The sequence below is a fragment of the Streptomyces sp. NPDC002888 genome (genome assembly GCF_042888465.1).
GTDB lineage: Bacteria > Actinomycetota > Actinomycetes > Streptomycetales > Streptomycetaceae > Streptomyces.
On the sequence record NZ_JBIAPU010000043.1, the window covers coordinates 13292 to 32182 of the forward strand.

Annotated in this window: 12 protein-coding genes and 1 pseudogene; 5 read left to right on the forward strand and 8 right to left on the reverse strand. The window is 70.2% G+C overall.

The window, feature by feature from the left end; all coding sequences use genetic code 11:
• Nucleotides 1-38: 38 nt before the first annotated feature.
• Nucleotides 39-128 (forward strand): annotated as a pseudogene (locus tag ACFYWX_RS44070) (FAD-binding protein); the annotation flags it as partial.
• Between the two features lie 239 nt (nucleotides 129-367).
• Here ACFYWX_RS44070 and ACFYWX_RS44075 read toward each other — a convergent pair.
• Nucleotides 368-1204 (reverse strand): hypothetical protein, encoded by an 837-nt coding sequence (locus tag ACFYWX_RS44075; protein ID WP_389431004.1) that lies wholly within the window; start codon nucleotides 1202-1204, stop codon nucleotides 368-370.
• A gap of 749 nt (nucleotides 1205-1953) precedes the next feature.
• Here ACFYWX_RS44075 and ACFYWX_RS44080 point away from each other — a divergent pair.
• A complete protein-coding gene (locus tag ACFYWX_RS44080; protein WP_389431005.1) occupies nucleotides 1954-2517 on the forward strand; it encodes an SMI1/KNR4 family protein in 564 nt (187 codons plus the stop codon).
• A 208-nt stretch (nucleotides 2518-2725) separates the two neighbouring features.
• On the opposite strand, the gene ACFYWX_RS44085 is transcribed toward ACFYWX_RS44080, so the two are convergent.
• Complete coding sequence (locus ACFYWX_RS44085) at nucleotides 2726-3931, reverse strand: choice-of-anchor C family protein (RefSeq protein ID WP_389431006.1); 1206 nt, start codon at nucleotides 3929-3931, stop codon at nucleotides 2726-2728.
• A gap of 792 nt (nucleotides 3932-4723) precedes the next feature.
• Nucleotides 4724-6103 (reverse strand): IS1380 family transposase, encoded by a 1380-nt coding sequence (locus tag ACFYWX_RS44090; protein ID WP_389431007.1) that lies wholly within the window; start codon nucleotides 6101-6103, stop codon nucleotides 4724-4726.
• Between the two features lie 143 nt (nucleotides 6104-6246).
• Between ACFYWX_RS44090 and ACFYWX_RS44095 the strand changes: the two genes are divergently transcribed.
• Nucleotides 6247-6966, forward strand: coding sequence for an IS6 family transposase (locus tag ACFYWX_RS44095; RefSeq protein ID WP_389431009.1), 720 nt, complete (start codon nucleotides 6247-6249; stop codon nucleotides 6964-6966).
• A gap of 486 nt (nucleotides 6967-7452) precedes the next feature.
• On the opposite strand, the gene ACFYWX_RS44100 is transcribed toward ACFYWX_RS44095, so the two are convergent.
• Nucleotides 7453-7614 (reverse strand): nucleotidyl transferase AbiEii/AbiGii toxin family protein, encoded by a 162-nt coding sequence (locus ACFYWX_RS44100; RefSeq protein WP_389431011.1) that lies wholly within the window; start codon nucleotides 7612-7614, stop codon nucleotides 7453-7455.
• Nucleotides 7615-7793: 179 nt separating this feature from the next.
• Between ACFYWX_RS44100 and ACFYWX_RS44105 the strand changes: the two genes are divergently transcribed.
• On the forward strand, nucleotides 7794-10559 hold the full coding sequence (locus ACFYWX_RS44105; RefSeq protein ID WP_389431013.1) for a Helicase associated domain protein: 2766 nt from the start codon (nucleotides 7794-7796) through the stop codon (nucleotides 10557-10559).
• Nucleotides 10560-10641: 82 nt separating this feature from the next.
• On the opposite strand, the gene ACFYWX_RS44110 is transcribed toward ACFYWX_RS44105, so the two are convergent.
• Complete coding sequence (locus ACFYWX_RS44110; protein WP_389431015.1) at nucleotides 10642-11781, reverse strand: hypothetical protein; 1140 nt, start codon at nucleotides 11779-11781, stop codon at nucleotides 10642-10644.
• A 214-nt stretch (nucleotides 11782-11995) separates the two neighbouring features.
• Here ACFYWX_RS44110 and ACFYWX_RS44115 point away from each other — a divergent pair, with 214 nt between their 5' ends.
• On the forward strand, nucleotides 11996-14320 hold the full coding sequence (locus ACFYWX_RS44115) for a Helicase associated domain protein (protein ID WP_389431016.1): 2325 nt from the start codon (nucleotides 11996-11998) through the stop codon (nucleotides 14318-14320).
• Between the two features lie 108 nt (nucleotides 14321-14428).
• Here the strand turns inward: ACFYWX_RS44115 and ACFYWX_RS44120 are convergent, their stop codons facing one another.
• From ACFYWX_RS44120 to ACFYWX_RS44130, 3 genes are all read right to left on the reverse strand, one after another.
• Complete coding sequence (locus tag ACFYWX_RS44120) at nucleotides 14429-15487, reverse strand: hypothetical protein (RefSeq protein ID WP_389431017.1); 1059 nt, start codon at nucleotides 15485-15487, stop codon at nucleotides 14429-14431.
• A gap of 77 nt (nucleotides 15488-15564) precedes the next feature.
• Entirely contained in the window at nucleotides 15565-18087 is a 2523-nt protein-coding gene (locus tag ACFYWX_RS44125; protein ID WP_389431018.1) for an integrase, read from the reverse strand.
• Nucleotides 18084-18863, reverse strand: a complete 780-nt coding sequence (locus tag ACFYWX_RS44130) for a TnsA-like heteromeric transposase endonuclease subunit (protein ID WP_389431019.1) — start codon at nucleotides 18861-18863, stop codon at nucleotides 18084-18086. Before ACFYWX_RS44130 ends, ACFYWX_RS44125 begins: the two co-directional genes overlap by 4 nt.
• Between the last annotated feature and the right edge of the window lie 28 nt (nucleotides 18864-18891).

Below are 18891 nucleotides of genomic sequence, written 5' to 3' on the forward strand. Positions count from 1 at the left end.
TACTCGCTCCACGAGACACTCCGGAAAGGGGGCACGTCATGAGCGCGCACTACGACGTCGTCGTCCTCGGCGCCGGCTCGAGCGGGTACGTCGCCGCGATCCGCGCCGCGCAACTCGGCAAGAACATCCAGCCCGGTCGCCGCCGGAGCGGGACCAGATAAGGCCACGCTCGCCGGACCACCGGCCCACGAGTGCCCGGTAGCCATCCCACTTCGGCTCTGCCGCATGATCCAGTGCGAGTGCGAGTGCGAGTGCGAGTGCGGGATCGGCGGTGGGCTTGGCAAGCATCGGATCCGGCGGAGACCAGGTCGAAGACATGGTTGACGTCTTCCACCATGCGTCGGGTCTGCGGGTCGGTGTCGCCCGGTCAGCGGATCCGGGGCAGGGCCTTGTCCGGGTGCGCGGCGTGTACGTACTTCACGGCGATGCTGGGGTGGATGCCGAAGAGGCGGACGAGGTGGACCGGGTCGGCGGTCTCCCGGGCCTCGTCCAGGATGCGGTCCGCCCATACCTGCCGTGGCAGCAGCCCGATCTGGTCGAACGCGGCCCGCATCGCGCAGTAGCTGATCTGCGGGGAGGCGGGGTGCCGGTAGGTCTGGGCGGTAATGAGCAGGTGTGGGTTGGTGGCGTAGGGCCAGCGGCGGCGGCGCTCGCGCAGCCAGCCGGTCACCAGGTCGGTGCTCAGGTCGTCGAAGTAGACCAGGTGGGTGTGCTTGCCCCGCCGCACTGTCAGGGTCCGGCGGGCGAGGTCAGGGTCGGCCAGGCCGAGCCGGGCGACCTCCACGGCGCGCACGGCGTGGATGGCGACCAGGCCGACGATGAGCCGCGCGGCGGGGCCATCGAGCTGGTCCAGGATGCCGGCCAGTCGGTCGCTGGACAGTGGCCGTGGCAGGTGTACTCCGGCAGGCTGGTGCAGCCCGGCCGTGGGGTTGCGGAAGATCATCCGCTCCTGTTTCAGGGCCCGAAAGATGCTGCGCAGCACGGTGAGCAGACCTCGGGCCACGTTGCCCTGGTGGCGGGCGAGCTCGCTCGTGATGTGATCGGTGGTGACCTGCCGCAGGTCCAGTCCGGCCGTCGTCCAGGAGGTCAGGGCGGGCCAGGCGATGCGCAGGTAGCGGCGGATGCGTTTCCAGTCTGCCGGAGGATGCCGGTAGCGGCCGCAGCCTCGCAGGACCCGCACCCAGGCGATCAGCTGGTCGGCCATGGCCCGCATCCGGGTGCCGAGAAGCGGCCCTGGCGGCCCCGGACCCGCCCCACCATGGTCCTGGCTGACCGCGCCTACTCATCCCGCCCAATCCGCGGCCACCGCGACCGCATCTGGGCACGATGCTGACCAAAGAGACAGAACCTAGTCGTCCCCGCGCCCGCGGGGGTAGCTCCTGCGCGACATCCTCATGACGGTGTCCGGGCCCGTCGTCCCCGCGCCCGCGGGGGTAGCTCGTGCCGTGCCCTGCCCCGCCCCACCGCCTGACCGTCGTCCCCGCGCCCGCGGGGAGCAGTACCAGTTCCCCGACGAGCGTGGACTCGCATCGGGACCATCCCCGCACACGCAGACGGCAACGGCCAGCAAGATACGGCCGAACTCCTCGACCACATCGCCGGCACCTGGGACAAGCAGGACGCCCAGACCCGTCAGCACGCCCAGGCCGTCGCCCGCTCGCTGCGCACCCGGTAGGACGGGTCCGTCCACGCCCGGGTCCACAGCTATCCGACGCGCGTACCGTGGCGGTACTACCCGGCGGGAGGAGCAGCCGATGAGCGCGCAGCCCGACCACGGACCCGTTACTCGTACGCCCAAGTGCGCGCTCACCGACCACCCGACGGAGGCAGTTCCCGGCGTGCCGAGGTCTTCACCCCGGCGAGCGGTACCTGGGCCGGGTTCCGCTGCCGATCTTCGCCCTGCCTGTCGACCCTCCCACGGGTACCGGCTGGTGTCCCGGTAGCGTCCGTTCCATGGTCGCCCTCGATGCGCTCGTCCGCCTCTGCCCGCCGCCCGCCAATCCGCCACCCGCGGTGGACTGGGTTCAAGCCGAGCGCACCCTCGGTCTGGCTCTGCCCGCCGACTACAAGCAGCTCGTCGAGACGTACGGCGACGGCATCTTCGACGAGACGATCTGGCTGCTCGTCCCCGACTCCGCCTACGACGACTGTGACCTGCACGCGCAGACGACGGAACGGCACGAGATCCTGGCCGATCTGTGGCAGTTCGAGGACAAGCCCACTGGCCTGCAGGAGGCGGGGGCGAGGGTCCTGCCGTGGGCATTCGAGGAGGGCACGGGAGCGTTCCTGTACTGGCTCGCGCGGCCCGGTCAGCACCCCGACGACTGGATCGTGCTCTACAACGAGGGGCGCGGCCCTCTATGGGAGTACCACGACATGGGGTGCGTCGCCTTCCTGCTGTCGGTGCTCACTGGAACGGCGGAAACGGAGTACTTCGGCTACCTCTACGAAGTGCTGAAGCCGACGGAGCACCGCTTCGCAACGGCCGACCAGGCCCTTGGAACGACCGGGCAGTGACCCCGTCGGCCGCTCCCGACTATCTGTTAATGGCCGAGCTCCCGCCCTCTGCCCGGGGCGGGCGCTCCATCGTCGCCAGCACTCAGCCCGATAGCGCGACCGCTGTGCTCCATGGCGGCATGTGGTGCTGCGGGCTGCGTGTCCGATGTTCCCGGCTGCCGGGCGCGCGGACATCAGGGCACTGACCGCCTGCGCCGACAGCAGGAGGTCAGTCTGAGATCTTCGTCCAGCGGAAGCGTGAGTAGCCGTTGCCGTCTCCGCCGCCGAGCATTGCGGTCTTCAGAGGATACGTCTGCCAGGTTAGGTAGCCGCGTACGGTGATGGTGGACGGTTCCGACACCTCGTAGCGGACGTTGATCGGCACAGTGCTGTGCGCGTACTGCGGATTGGTGTTGTTGAGGTGGCACACCAGGGTCTCGCTGTCGGGCACATCGACGCCGGTGGTGGTGTTCGTCAGCCTTGCGCTCATGTGGGTGCTGGCCGGGCCGTCGTTGTTGTTCAGTTCGTACCGGAGGTTGACGTCGAGATCGTAGATGCCGGCTTCCGGGAGGGTGACCGTCAGCTCCGAGACGTCCATGATGCTGAAAGTGTTTTCTGCGCCCGGTGTGAAGTAGGACGACGAGCGGCTTACCGCTATGCCGCTGACCGGGGTCAGGCGTGCGCCGACCGTCCAGATCTCCGGGCAACCGGGTGTTTCGGTGACGTCGATGTCCACGGACCGCTCCGTGCCGACGCTGGTGCCTGGGGCGATGCCGTCCACGGTGGTGCGCGGCACGCGCAGTCCGTTTTCGGTGACCTCCGCGGCGTTGCATGACGCGGGGTCCAGGGTGGGCTGGGCCGGTGGCTGGGGAACGTACAGACACCCGTCGGTGCCCCGGGTAAGGGCGTTGCCGGAATCGCTGGAGATGCACGCCCGCTCCGCGGAGGACACGGTGACGTTGTCGATGACGGGTCCGGAGAGGCTGTTGGCGGTCGTGCTGCGGAAGCTCAGGGTGGTGGACGAGCTGGTGGCCACGAAGGTCACCTGCCGGGTGACCCACCCCATGTCCTGGTGGCTTCTGCCGGTGGTGTCGCAGGAGAAGTCCTGGACGTCCTGTCCGTCGACGAGGACCTTGCCGGTCTTCACTGTCGGTTGCTGGTCAGGATTCCCGGCGAGGGAGTAGGTGACCGTGTAGGTGGTCCCAGGGGTGGTGGCGAAGGTCTGGGACACCTCGCCAGGCCCGTAGCCGTTGAGGTCCAGCGACTGGCTGCCCTCGGCCACCGACCAGTAGCCGGAACTGACCAGATCCACGTCGCCGGTGACGACCTTCCAAGGCCCGATGGAGTCTCCGGTCGGGACTGTCTTGACCGGTTGCATCAGTTTCGGGGATTCGAATCCGCCGTTTTCGAAGTGATCCGGAGTTGGAGTCGACACTGTTCCTCCTAATGGAAGGGGCGTATGTGACTTCCGAGTTGGTCAGGGATTTGGGCTTGAGTTCGCGAGCCGGGCGGCAGCCCTATAGGTAGCCGAGGGTGGCAGGAAATGAGGTAATGCCCGGCCGGGGCATCGCTATGACCGGAATCGAGATTTGGGAACGGCTCCTGGCGGCGGAGCGGCATGAGTACCCGGTGCGCATCGATCCGGACTGGGACGACGCAGGACCGCAGGATCGGTCCGGCGGATACGCCGCCGAGCAGCACCACGATGGCCGTCTACCAGCGGAAACTCACGGACCTGGCCCAAGTGAGTACATGGTTCGCTCTGCGCGGCCACACAGAGAAATCACGGTTCGGGGCAGACCGAGCCGATAGCAGTCAAGGCCGAAGGTACAGCTATTGAAAACCCAAGTACGCCCCCGCAAATGCACCCCCCATGAAATGTGCGGCATTCGCCGCACCCATGATTGCAGAATACCGACAGCCCAAGCGAGAGCCCGACCGCAATCACACGAACATTGTGCAACACCGCCAACTCCCACACAGGGTCAAGACCAGCCAGGAGCTGACGCGAATCCTGCGGCCACCTATTAGCCTCGATCGTTCATGAGTCCCCGTCAGCTTGCTGACGGGGACTCTGTGTCTGTGTGGTGGGGTCTTTTCGGGGCTGGGGCAGGGTGAGGGCCCGGCTGTCGCGTCGGGTGGGCGCCGGGTTCCACTTCGCCGGTGCGGTGGTGCGGTGGTGCGGTGGTGCGGTGGCGCGGGTTGCCGGGACTGTCGAAGTTGCTGGTCAGCCGGGGTTCGGGAGGGTGTGGAGCCTGTCGATCGCGTGGGTGATGACGTCGGTCCAGGGCCATCGGGCGGTGAAGCGGAGCCAGTGGCGGCGTCCGGTGTTCACGAGCTGGGCGGCGGCGGAGAACAAGCGCAGGCGAAGCTTCTTGGGCTCCCAGCGGCGGGTCTTGCCGGTCAGGGCGAGCATCGGCATCCAGGCGAGGAGGTCGAGCGCGAGGGAGACGATCTCCAGCCAGATCTGGTTCTGGGCTGTGTCGTGCAGGGGCAGGTTGCGCAGGCCGGTGTCGCGGGCGTTTCGGATGCGGTCCTCGCAGCGGGCCCTTCTACGGTGGCGCAGTTCCAGGTCGGCGAGCTGGCCGCCTTTCGTGTTGGTGGCGAAGCAGGTCAGCCGCAGTCCGTCGAAGTCGGTGAAGCGCAGCTGGGCGCCGGGGTGCGGGCGTTCCTTGCGGACGATCAGCCGCATTCCCTTGGGCCCGGAGGAGAGGTCGGGCATGTCGGTGATCTCCGTGACCCAGGCCCCGGGCCGCTCGGTGCCGCCGGAGTCGTAGGCCGGCGTCCATGCTTTCTTCGGGATCTTCACCACGGCCTGGTGGAGGGCGTGGGTGATGGTCATTCCGACGGAATACGACAGCCACCGGCCCGGTTTGGAGAGCCAGTCGAGGAAGGCGTGGGTGCCGCCGCCGGAGTCGGTCCGGATCAGTGTCTGCCGTCCCCGCCGCAGGCGTTTGGGCAGTTGGGCCAGGGCGAGTTGGGCGGTTTCGATGTGGTCGGCGGCAGCGTTGGAGCCGGCGTTGCCGGGCCGCAGCAGGGCGGCCACCGGCTCCCCGGACCCGGCCTGGCCGTGGTCGACGAACGCGACGAGCGGATGGTGGCCGAAGGTCTTCTTCCAGGTCGCGGTGGCGTCCTGCTTCTCGGAGTGGGCGAGCACCAGCACGCCGTCGATGTCCACGATCACCTGGCCGTCGGCGGCCGGACTGCTCGCACCCGCCAAGTCCCAGACCCGCCCGCGTACTTGGGAACGTGCGTCCCGGATCGCCGCGAGGGCCTTCGGACCGGAGGCGGCGAGTGTGTCGACGAGACGGGAGACGGTCGGATCGGAGGCCACCGGGCCGAACACGTCTGGCTCGGCCCGCAGCATTCCGACGTCGGCCAGGCAGTCCCCGCCGAGTGCGACGGCCAGGGCCAAGTCCAGCAGGATCTTGCCCGGATGGTGCACGGCCCGCGGCTTGCGCCACGGCGCCAGCGCCGCGGATATCGCGGTGTCCAGGCCGGACTTGCGGACCGTCTCGACCAGCAGCACCGACCCGGCCTGCGAGACCACCCCTCGCCCGCCGCCCTCGACACGGACGCGCGGGTACGACCCGTTACGCTTCTTCACCTGGAGAGTGCTTCTTTCCTTGCAGCTGACAGGACCCTCGACAAGTCCCATCGTTGCAGGTCAGCAGCACTCTCCACGGCGCTGTCACGTTGGTTGGCCGGGTGGGATGATCTTCTGGTTGATTGTGCTGGAGGGGACTGTCTGTGGGGGCCGTGTCGCCGTCGTACAAGGGGCATCGGTATCCGGTCGAGGTCATCTCCCATTGTGTGTGGCTGTACTTCCGCTTCCCGCTGTCGTTCCGCGAGATCGAGGAGCTCATGCTCGAGCGCGGGATCGTCGTCTCCTACGAGACGGTGCGCCGTTGGTGCGCCAAGTTCGGGCAGACCTATGCCAACGCGCTGCGCCGCCGACAGCCCCAGCCCGGGGACAAGTGGCACCTGGACGAAGTCTTCATCAAGATCAACGGGGAACAGAAGTACCTGTGGCGGGCCGTCGACCAGGACGGCAATGTCCTGGACATCCTGGTGCAGAACCGGCGGGACAAGGCTGCGGCCAGGCGTTTCTTCCGCAGACTGCTGAAGAGGACCGGTGCGGTGCCGCGGGTGGTCGTCACCGACAAGCTCCGCTCCTACGGCGCGGCTCATCGCGAGGTCATGCCCTCCGTCGAGCACCGGCAGTCGAAGTATCTGAACAACCGGGCGGAGAACAGCCACCAGCCCACCAGGCAACGCGAAGGGGCGATGAAAAACTTCCGCTCCGTGGGCGGAGCCCAGCGGTTCCTGTCCGCGTTCAGCGGGATCTCGCCCCACTTCCGGCCCCGCCGCCATCTGATGCCCGCACACCACTACCGCGCCGAGATGACCGTCCGCTTCGCAATTTGGGACCAAATCGCCGGCGTCGCCAGCCCAGCCGCCACGGCCTGACCACAGCCCGGAACCGGGCTCCATCACGCCACGACGTGCCATCAGACACCTACCCACCTGTCAGTCCTCTCTCTAGTTACGACATGAACATGGCCTTGAAGTGCACTGCTTAGAGTTCATGGAGGACACTTTGGTTCGGTGTTTGACCTGGGATGGTATGGCTAAGTTGCTCGGCCTCTGGTCTCGCTTAGGTTCTCTGAACTGCTGTGCTGTGGTTAGCCCGAGGATGTTGGAGATGGAGAGAGGATTTCCTTGGGGGCGCGTCGACTGACGCCATGTCAGGATGTACCTTTTGGGTGATTACTCCGATCTTTCTGGTATGTTGAATCCCCTGTTGGCATGGGGCTGCTGCCCCCGTGTCCGGACGTAGGTGCGCTGCTGCTCGGGGTGGGTGGTCGGCGGCGGTGTCGGGGTCGGGCGGTGCGGGTGGAGAAGATGGTCTTGTTGAGGAAGGCGGAGACCACACTGTTCCGGTCGACCGGGATCTCATCGTTGAACACGGGTGGAGTGGGTGAGGTCGAACAGGTCGCGGATCGACTGCCGTTGCAGGAGGCACTTGAGCTTGTCGGCGAGGATCTCCTCCTGGTGCATCACCGTCAGGTCCGCGGCGCAGTCGTCGGAGCGGTCGCTGTAGGCCCACGAGGGCACCTGATCCGCCCGGGCACCCGACACCCAGGTGCGGCGGGCGGCCGGCAGGCAGCGGTGTGCACGCGGGCCGGTTCATTCGGTAGCTTCGGTCGCCGCCCGGTCCGCGGGCGGCGGCCAAAGCCGATCCGTATCCGCGGGCCGCCGAACCGGGCGGTGCGCCGCGAACGCCGAGGAGCGAGATGCAGTTACGCCCCCATCAGCGCGAGGCCCTGGACGCGATCGAGGCCGGTGCCTGCGAGGGCCTGCGGAGGATGACGGTGGTCTCCGCGAGCGGCAGCGGCAAGACTTTGATCGCCCAGCGTGCCGCCGAATCGGTCGCGCCGACCGGCGCGACCGTGGTGCTGGTGCCCACCAAGGCGCTGGTCGTGCAGACCGCCTTGAAATGGCGCGAAGCCGGCTACCGCGGCCTGCTGTTCGGCCTGTGCTCCCTGTCCCAGCACGACAGCGGCATCCCCTGGCAGACCGTACGCATGACCAGCGATCCCGGCACGATCCTGCCCGCCGTCCAACAGCGGCGCGGCGCCGCGACCGTGATTATGACCTATGCCTCCCTGCGCCACCTGACCGACGCCCGCGCGCTCGGCGCCATCCGCTGGGACCTGCTGATAGCCGACGAGGCGCACCGCACGTGCGCCGGCTTCGTGGACGGCTGGGGAGCCGTTCACGACGACACTCTGATCCGTGCCACCACCCGCCTGTACATGACCGCGACCCCCAGGATCTGGGCCGCCCGCACCGGCACTGCCCAGGACACCGGTCGCGTCCCGCTGGCCACCATGGAGCACCAGGAGGTGTTCGGCCCGATCGTCTACCGCCTGGGCCTGGCCGACGCCATCGCGCGTGGCATCGTCGCCGACTACCAGGTTCTGGTCGTCACCGTCGACGACACCGACCGCGACCTGCTCGCCATCCTCAACGACCCCCACCCCGCCGGCAGCGCCCACCTGGACGGACTGCGCAACGCCGCCGTCCAAGTCGCCCTCCTGCGTGCCGTCGCCGAACACAGGCTCCGGCGCATCCTCGCGTTCCACAACCGTGTCGAAGCCGCCGACGGCTTCGCCCGCACCCTGCCCACCACCGCCGCCAAGGTCCACGAACCGCTGCGCCGCACGCAGCTGTGGTCCCACGCCGTCACCGGCGAGCAGGACGACACCCTCAACCAGTCCCTGCTGGCCGCCTTCGACGACCCGGCCCACGACGTCGCCGTCCTGTCCAACGCCCGCCTCCTGAACGAGGGCGTCGACCTTCCCGACCTGGACGGCGTCGTCTTCGCCGCTCCCCGCTACAGCACCATCGACGCCGTCCAAGGCGTCTCCCGGGGCCTTCGCCAGCCGCCGGGCGCAGGCAAACGCACCACCTTGGTCGTTCCCGTCTACCTGCCCCGCACCGGGGAGGGCGCCGACATCCTGGAGAACTCCGACTTCGCCGCCCTGATCGCGATCCTGGAGGCGCTGCGCTCCCACGACGAATCGTTCATGGACCGCGTCACGCTGCCCGAACCGACCCGCACCAGCACCGTGATCACCCGCGAACTGCTCTACGCGGAGCCCGAACGCGCAGCGCAACTGGCCCGCGTTCTGGGCCTGAAGATTTTGCTCCCCGCCGCCGGAACCTGGAGGGACGGACTGCGTGCCGCCACCGCGCACCACCGCGTGCACGGGCATCTGACCATCACCCTGGACTACACCGACGAGCAGGGCTTCGGCCTGGGACAGTGGATCGCGAACCAGCGCCTGCACCACTTGCTGGGAACCCTGCCAGCCGACTGTCAGGCCGCCCTCGAAGACCTGGGCATGTCATGGCAGTTGCCTAGCCCCACGCAGGCCATGCTCGACCACGCCCGCCTGTACACCCGCACCCACGGCCACCTGCTGGCAGCCCCTGACACGGTCGTCGGCGGATACGCCCTGGGCAGGTGGCTGGCCAACTGCCGTAGCCGGGCAGGTGCCGGAACCTTGGACGCCGACGTGCAAGGCGCCCTGGACCGTATCGACCGGTGGTGGAATCCGGCGTGGCCACCGGCATGGCAGCGCGCGTACGCCCACGCGAAAGCCCTCTACCCGGGGCCGGGCCAGCTCTGGCATCTGGCATCCCGGCCCCCGTCCCCGCAGGACCGGCAGGCGCTGCACTGGATCGAGAAGCAGGAGCGGGACTTCTTCAAAGCGCTGACCCCGGAGCAGCAGGATCTGCTGGTGCAGATCGGAGCCTCGCCGTGTACCGAAGCACTGCTGTCCCCCGTGCGCGCATCGAGCCGTCAGACTCCCGACCGCCGCGGCGACGGTCTGGCGTACGCCGCCCGCTTCCTGGCCGAGCACGGCCACGTGGACATCCCCGTGGAGCACATGGTCACGTGGAAGGGGAGCAACCGCGGTCCGGCCGGGTCCTTCCCCCTGGGGACTTGGTTCCAGGAGCAGAGAGCCGGCTTCGCCGCGCTGCCCGCCGACGAGCGCCGCGCCCTGAACGCGCTCGTGGAACTGGCCCGCCGGGCGGCCCAGCCCGGCCATGACCAGGCGCTAGCGACCCCCGCCGTCTCTCAGCTGCGCGCCCGGCGCGCAGCCGCCGCGACCGATTGTGAACCGCAGGACGCCATCGCGGACCTCACCGGCCGCCCCCACGCCCTTCCGGCCCTGTACCGGAAGGCCCGCATCTCCAAGAACCCGTTCGTGTGCATCGAGCGGTTGCCCGACGGTTGGAGCGCCCGGGTCGACACCAGCACCACCAAACTCGTCCTCGTCAGGCCGGAGGTCGCCAACCCCCTGCAGTACGCGATCGAGGACGCCATCGGCGCAGGCGAGGGGGCCTGGGGGAGCTTCGGGCCCGTCCACTTCGGCCTGGGCGGACTGCCGGACGAGGACACCGCACGCCGATGGGCTGCACGCCTGTACCAGCAGACCCGCGACCACCTGCGCGACCTGATCGGCTACTACGGATTTTCGTCGAGGTGACGGACAAGGGACGGACGTCACCTCTTCCCTCTGCCCACATCGTCACCGCCGCCGACCGGGACGGGGTCTGCTGAGTTCCGCCTCAGGCGCGGCCGCCCAGGTACCAGCCCCGTGGCGCGGGCTGCAGCCGGTTGGTGATCAGCTCGCCGAGCTTCCACGGCAGGCAGCTGCGCTCGGCCAGAACAGCGTCCTGCGACGTCACCTTGTGCGGGGCGGGCAGTGGCAGCCGCCGGTACCGGCCCCGGGCCGGCCGCTCCCGCCCCGCCTGCTCGCGTGCGGCTCGCGAGCGGGGCTGCGGGAGCAGAGTGTGACGCTCGAGCCAGGCCCCGACCACGTCCAACGCCGGGGCGGGCATACCCCAGGCATCCATCAGCGTGGCCAGCCCCGCGAGCCAGGCCGAGTCCTGCCCGGGTGACAGGGTCCGCCGCTGGCGCCGCCGCTCGCGGGAGGCGAGTTCGTAGGCCAGAGTCACCGCCTCCGGGTAGGACAGCAGGGGAGCGACCCGCAGTTCGTCGCGCCCCGCCGCCCCCAGCAGGCGCCGGCGGGCCTGCCAGACGGCTGGGTTGAAGACGGGGACGTTCCACCAGCACGAGGTGATCGCGTAGGCGTCGGCGAACATCGCGCGCCCGCCCGGCCCCAGCCGCCGCTCCAGCACCCTGCGCTTCCTCTCCGCGTGCACGACCTCCGGCAGCCCCGCCAGTCGGATCGCACCGGCACCGGGTTCACGGCGGTTGTCCAGCCAGCGGCCGTGCCGCGCACACACCTGCCACGAGGCATCCACGGCCAGGTACACCTGATCCGTGGTGCCCTGCACCCGGGCACACAGCTCGCATCCGCGCACCAGGAAGCACCCGGGCGTGTCCCACGGCCAGTCCCACACCGGCGGCCCCGCCCCCTTCAGCAGCCGGTGCGGGCGGGTGTTGGGCAGCGCGAACTGCAACTCCCCAACGCTGCGCCCGCACATCACCGACAGGCGCTCGAGCGCGGCCGTGTTCAGGTAACCGTCGCCGTAGCGCGGCTCGCTCGGCTCGCGCCCCGAGCGCACAGAGCGGCCGAACATGAGCCAGAAGTCACGGTCAGGGATGCCGTTGAGGGCCGCCAAGCGCCGGGCGAAGGAACCGGTCGACTCCCCGGCGATCAAAGGGACTTTCCACAGTCCCAGCCGCTCGGCAGGACGCGGCCGCCCGGCCCGTCCCTGCCTCACCGTGCTGCGTCCGGTCATGTTCCCCACGATCCGCCCTCTTCTTCCCGCCCTGCGGCCACCGTTCCGCCTCGCGGACACTCCTCTGCCGATGCCCGATCTACCGCGCCCCGGCCAGGTGCCGTTGGCCGAAAATACTCGCCCCGCCTCCGAACTCCCTCTATCGGAAGGTAACTTCCGCCGACATCCGGCGATCTTCGCCCGGGACCGGAGGGATGGGAAGGAGAGCCAGGGGGTGGAACTGCGCGCGCACCAGCGCGAAGCACTGGCCCGGATCCTCGCCGCCGTGGCGGCCGGGGAGCGGCGGATGACCGTCGCGTCCGCGTGCGGCAGCGGGAAGACCCTGACCGCGCAGCGCGCCGCCCGACGCCTGGCCCCCAACGGCACTGTCCTGGTGCTGGTACCCACCAAGGCCCTGCTCGTGCAGACCGCCCTCCGCTGGCGCCAGAGCGGCCAACCAGGCATGGCCCTGGGCGTGTGCTCCCTCAGCCAGCGGGCCAGCGGCTTGGACCCGGGCGTGGCCCTGATGGTGTGCTACCCGCGGGCCATTGCCCGCGCCATGCGCACCGGCGGGCCGGTGACCGTGTTCGCCACCTACAGCTCCCTGCACCACATCCGCCGCGCCCACGAGGGGTTCCAGCTGCCCGCCTGGGACCTGGTCATCGCGGACGAGGCCCACCGCACCTGCACGGCGTTTGGCGACGGCTGGGGCACCGTCCACGACGACGCCGCCCTGCCCGCCAAGCTGCGCCTGTACATGACCGCGACGCCCCGCGTGTGGGGTGCCCCCGCCGAGGACGAGGACATCCCGTTCGTGCAGCGCCCGCCGCTGGCCACCATGGACCGCCGGGAGATCTTCGGTCCGACCGTCTACGAGCTGGGCATGGCCGCCGCTATCGAGATGAGCATCCTGGCCGACTACCAAGTCCTGCTGCCCGTGGTGGCGGACGCCGACCTGTTCGGCATCCTCACCACCCCGCGGCCCGGCACGACCGCCCACCTGGACGGACTGCGCAACGGCGCCATCCAGGTCGCCGTCCTGCGCGCGATTGCCGAACACGGTCTGCGCCGCGTCCTGGTCTTCCACAACCGCGTCGCCGCCGCCGAGGCCTTCGCCGCCACCCTTCCCGACACCGCCGCCCAACTCGACGAACCCCTGCGGATCAAGGACCTGTGGGCCCAGGCCATCCACAGCCGGCAAAGCGCCGAATGGCGCCGGGACCTGCTCGACGACTTCGCCCGCACCGATACGCTGGTGAAAATCCTGTCCAACGTGCGGGTCCTGAACGAGGGCGTCGACATCCCCGACGTGGAGACCGTCGTCTTCGCCGACCCGCGATACAGCGTCATCGACGCCATCCAGGCGATCGGCAGGGGCCTTCGCCAGCCCCCCGGGGCGGGCAAGAAGACCACCCTGATCATCCCCGTCTACCTGCGCTCGGGCAGCGACGACGACTGGACGCGCGACCCGGCCTTCGCGAACCTGATCACCCTCCTGCAGGCGCTGCGCTCCCACGACGAGTCGTTCATGGACCGCGTCGCCCTGCCCACGCGCGCCACGGGAGCCGGCAGCGGCCTCGCCGCGTCCCGCAGCTCCTTCTACGCCCACCCCGAACGCACCGCCGCTCTCGCCCGTGCCCTGGGCCTGACCATCGCCCTGCCCGCGATCGGCTCCTGGGACACCGTGCTGGCCGCCGCCGCCCACTACCACGCCCGCCACGGAGCGCTGGACCCGCCGACCGGCTACGTCACCGTCGGCGGCTTCGCCCTGGGCGAGGCCCTGGACCGACTCCGCCTGCGCCGTCTGGCGGGGCGCCGGCTGGCCCCCGGCCGCATCAAGGTTCTGGACCTGCTCGGCTTCTGCTGGACCCGGCAGGCGCCCACGTTCGCGTCCATGCTCGCCCACGCCCGTGCCTGGGCCGACGAGACAGGTCACCTGACCGTCCCGGTCAGGGAGATCTTCGGCGGCCACCCGCTGGGCACCTGGCTGGCCCGCCAGCGCCGCCTGGCCGCCACCGGGCAGCTGCCCGCCCAGCACCGGCACGCCCTGGACGCCATCGACCCGCACTGGAACCCCGCCTGGCCCCGCGACTGGCAACGCCGCTACCGCCTCGCCGTCCAAGCCCTCGCCGACGCCCGCCAGGCCACCTGCCTCCCGCCCGCCGCCGGTCAGTGGCACCAGCCGGGCATGCAGTGGCTGCACACCCAACAGACCCGCTTCTTCGACCTGCACCAGGGCCAGCAAGAACTCCTGCTGGCTCTGCCCGTCCCACCATTGCCCGGAGGCCTGTACTACCAAAGCGCCGGCGACGCCCAGCGCCACGACTTCTACCGGGCCCTCGGCCACCTGTCCGCGTTCGCCGCCCGCGAGGGCCACCGCGATGTGCCCGACGACCACCTCGAGCCCTCCTGGTGGGACCACAGCACCCCGGACCGGCCCCCGTTCGTGCTCGGCCGCTGGCTGCGCCGATGCCGCGAACACCCTGGGGCCCTGACACCCGAAGAGCTCGAAGCCCTCCACGCCGTTCTGCGGGACAACCCACAGCCCCCACCACCGTGATGCCCTGACAACCGCTGAGGCCGGGGCCCCGGGCTGGCAGCGGGAAGGGAAACGACGCCAGCGGCCCGGCACGGGCTACTGCGACACGTCACCGTCAGGCGCGGCGGTTCACAGTTCCACGGTCCGCCCGTAGGGCAACTCCTCCAGCAGTTCCACGGTGAGGCGCTCCGTCCCCTCCCGGATCGCTTTCTGCGCCCCCTGGCAGACCAGCTGCGACAGATGCGTCATATAGCCGCGGCTGCGCGTGTGCAGGTACTCGCTCAACGCGACCAGGTCGCCACTTTGGTGCTCGTGCAGGCGCAGATCCCGGTCGAACAGCGTCACCACGCGCCGGAATCTGCGGACCCCCTCGTCGTCGAAGCCCAGTCGGCCGGTCCGCATCACCGTGTGGGCGCCGCGCCGGGCCTCGCCCTTCTCCAGCACCGCTTCCTCGTCACGAAGCAACGGGTCGACGATGGCCTGCGCCTGACGCCCGCAGTAGATGAACGTCGCCCCGGTGCTGGCGTTGATGTGATCCAGGTACGCGAACGTCTGCTCCGCCTCCACCGCGGTGCGCAGCTGTTCCACCCCGTCGATCAGGACCAGCAGCGTGCGCGCGTTGCGCATCGCGATGATGACCGACTCGGTCGGGTCCCCGCTGTCGCGGCCCTGCCCCAGGAAGCGGGCGAACACCTGCGGCCAGTTGCGGACGGTGCCGCGCACCGGCGCGGGGACGCTCAGCAGGATCACCGGGATCCGGTTCTCGTCCCGCGCGTACAGTCGCTCGAATTGACGTTCCCAGTGCACGCCGATCGCCTGCAGCACGGCGCTCTTCCCCGTGCCGCGCGGGCCTTCCAGTAGTATCGGGGGCTTGCCGAGCCGGCGCTCGCGGTTGGCCCGCAACTGCTCGGCCACCAGGCGCAGCGCGGTGTTGACCGCGGGGGAGGACACCGTGCGCATGTGTCCGTGCCAGCGCAGGCGCGGATCCAGATCGGTGACTTTGGTGCCCTGCGGGGCGCAGTCCGCCAAGTCCGGCGGTCTTACCTGCTGCTTGGACATGAACCGCCAGGCGTGGCAGTCGTCCGGCCACAGCGGGCCCGGCGGCGCCAGGAACAACTGCTCGGGTACCTTCGCCGTGAGGAGCAGCCGCTCCTCCTGGCGTTCCAACTCCGTCTTGCGGCCCGTCACCGCACCCCTTCCAACGTCACCGTGAACAACCCTGCACCCTGCCGAGAACGGCACGGTCCCACATCCATCTGTCCCCGCTACAGATCCACGTCGAACTCGTCCTGCTCCGCATAGGGGTCCGGCTCGGCCTCGATCCGCCGGTACCGCTGCGACAGGCTCTCCCCACCTGCGGTTGCGGGCTCCTCGGCCCAGGTCTGCGGGCCGCGCTCCCATGCCAGGAGTGCCGGATCGGGCGCGACGGCCGCGAATCCCCAGTCCACCCCGTCCACCCCCGCCGGGGGATCGTCGAGCGCGAGCGGGCCCAGTTCGTCCCACGCGAACAGGTCCAGGCCCAGTCCGTCGACACCTGGGTCCGAGACCCGGGACGGCGGCGCGGTCGCGTCCGTTTCCGCAGCCGCGTCCGCATCCTCGCGGGAAGCCTCAGCCGTGTCCGGACCAGGTGCGGCGGTTGACTGCTCAGCGGCCCGGCGGCGCCCGTAGGGGTCGAACACCTCGGAGGGGCCGGACGGCGGCGCGGGGGCGTACCCGTCCGGAACGAACGGCACCCCGCCGCGCTCCGGACCGCGCGAGGCCCGTTCCAGCAGTTCCGCCAGCGCCTCTGCGATCGCCTGCTGCGCGAACTCGTCCTTGAGTGACCCGCCGCGCTCCAGGTACTGGGCGGCCGCGATGTCCCACAGGAACTGCGTCCAGGGCTGGTTCACCCGGTGCTGGTGCACCCACACCGCCTCCACCCACCGGTTGGCGAAACGGTGGTCCCGCAGCCACACCCGCGACGGATCGTTCGGGGTGTACCGCATCTCCCAGCGTCCCGCGCATTTCCCGCGCAGATCCGACCGGGTGCGCCGGTAGGGGTTCAGACCCTCCTCCGGGTCGCGCTCGGGCCGGTCGTAGGTGCGCCCCTGGAAATGGATGCCCTGGTCGCTGACCCCCACCCAGGCCGTGGGCAGCAGTCGCAGATAGTCCTCCCGCGTCAGCGGGAGCGGCAGGTAGCCGTCAACCCGTACGCACGCGGCGTACATCTCGTTCGGGGTCCGGTGCGGCAGGTACACCTCGAAGGGGTCCGCCAGCTCCGGATGCGGTTTGTTCTGCCACTCCAGCGCGATCCACTGCTGCAGCAGGTCGTCCAACTCCGGCAGCGTCCAGAGCCGTTCGCCGTCCACGGTACGCCGAACCCGCACCGGGTCGTTGCCGGTGTAGGTGTTCACGTACTGGCTGAACATCGACTTGATCGCACCGAACGTGCGCTCCACCACGGCCTTGTCCTGCCCGGTCCGCTTGCGTGCCGTGCGGATCGAGATGCCCAGGTAGGCACACGCGTCGAAGAAGGTGCGCCCCGCGAACACCGTGCCGTGGTCGATCACGATCAGATCTGGCACGATCACCGGCCGGGCCGCGGCGTGCGCGAACCGCGGGTCGATCTCCACCAGTTCCGAGTACGGCAGCGCGGACACGCTGGCGTGCACGGCCGCGTCGAACCCGGGGCGCATCGGGGCCGGCACCATGGCCTGAGCTAGCAGCTCACAGGCGTCGACGGCTTTGGTGGCGCGCCCGTTCGGGCGCGGCGGCGCGGCCTGCCGAGGGCGCCCGCGGTCCCGGCGGCGCTGACGCGGCTGCTTGGGCCGCAGTACCGCGGCGATGATCGTACGCGTCGCCACGTCCACCGCGATGGTCAGCTCCGCGCGTGCCGGCCGGCCGTCGTCGCCCAGCACCCACACGTCCAGGTCGGTCGAGTCGATCTGGACCAGCTCACCGGGCATCGTCGCCGTCGTCACCGAAAACGGGGGCGCGCCCGTCCGCCCGGCCGTCCGCGCGCCCGGCGCCCCAAGGTCGCGTGCCTTGATGCCCAACCGCTCCAGCAGCTTGTACAGCGTCTGCTCCGCCGGGACCTTCACCTGCGGCCCGTACGCGGCGTGCACCAGGCGCTGCAACTGCTTGAACAGCTTCCTCGCGTTGCTGGGCGTGTCCAGCCGCCGCCGCTGACGCTCCACCAGCGCCATCAACTGGTCCACCACCAGCGGATCGGTCGCCCCGTGCAGCCGCCTTGCCTTGGTGCTGCGCCCGTCCACCAGCGCCATCACACTGCGGTGCTTGCGGTACCGCAGCCGCTTGGCCTGCACCGTCTGCCAAGACACCGTCACGCCCAGCACCGCGCTCATCTCCGCGGCCTTGGTCTGGTACCGGTCGATCAGCGTGGTGCGCGCCGGGTCGAACGCTGGCCGGGGCACCGCCCCCGGCGGCGCGCCGGGCGGCAACCCGGTGTCCACCTCGATCACTGCCAGCTCCCACCGCCGCGCCGCCTGCGCGGCCCACTCCGGGACGCCGTCCAGCAGCGCGAAGTCGGGCAGCTCCGCCCGCGCCACCGCCACGCCCGCCCCGTCCAGCACCGCGAAGTCCGACGCCGCTGCCAGCACCGGCAACAGCACCGACGACACGCGGCCGCCGTCGGTGCCCTCCGCCAGCAGCACGTTCATCCCGTCCAGCCCCGCCACCTGGTAGCCGCGGCCGCGCCAGCGCACTCGATCTCCGCGCACCAGCGCTCCGCGCGGCGCGTGCCGCACCACCACCAGATCTCGTGGCTCCTGCGCCGCCAGGACGCTCATGACCGCTCCACTGCCAGCGGGCCGCCGCCCTCCAACGCACCCTCCGCCGACGCCCGCGTACTGATCGCGTGCAGCGGCCCCACCAGCGCCCCGGGCCCCAGCGGCTCGCGCCACCGCACGCCCAACCGCCGATGCCACAGCATGTGGTACAGCCTCGGAAGGGCCAGCGCCCGCGGCACGCCGCAGTCCTCCACCCCCTCGGCCAGCGGACGGGGCTGGGCGAACGCCTCCGTCAGCGCCTGTTCGACCTGAGAGTCGCCGTAGCGCGGGTGGCGCCGTCTGGAGATCCAGCGCAGGTTCGCCAGCGCGGCCCCCGACGGCAGCCGTGGCGCAGCCAACAGCCAGCCCGCTTGCCCGCACGCCTCACGCAGCACCTCCACCTCCCGCCGGAATCGGTGGGCCGGACCCGCGGCCGGAGGACACGCCACCACCAGCGTGTCCCCGGACGCGGTGCGCACGACGAAGTCCGGTACAAGGCGCCGCTCGCGGCCCCGCTCACGCCACACCAACTGCGCCGACCAGGCGCTGAAATCCACCACGGCGGGGTGGAAGTCCAGCAGCATCGCCACCGACATCCGTTCCAGGGACCGGCAGCCCACATGCCGTCCGCTCGTCGCCGACCACCACCATGTGGCGATGCTGCGCTGGGACGGATGCCGCGACGGCTGCCACACCGCACCTCGCTGCGCCAACGGCACCTGCCCCATCTGGGCCGCCGGCAGCAGGCGCCGCCGCTCGTTGTGGTCCAGATGCAGGACCTGCAGCTCCCGTACCATCCACGCCCCTCGCATTGACCCGACCTGC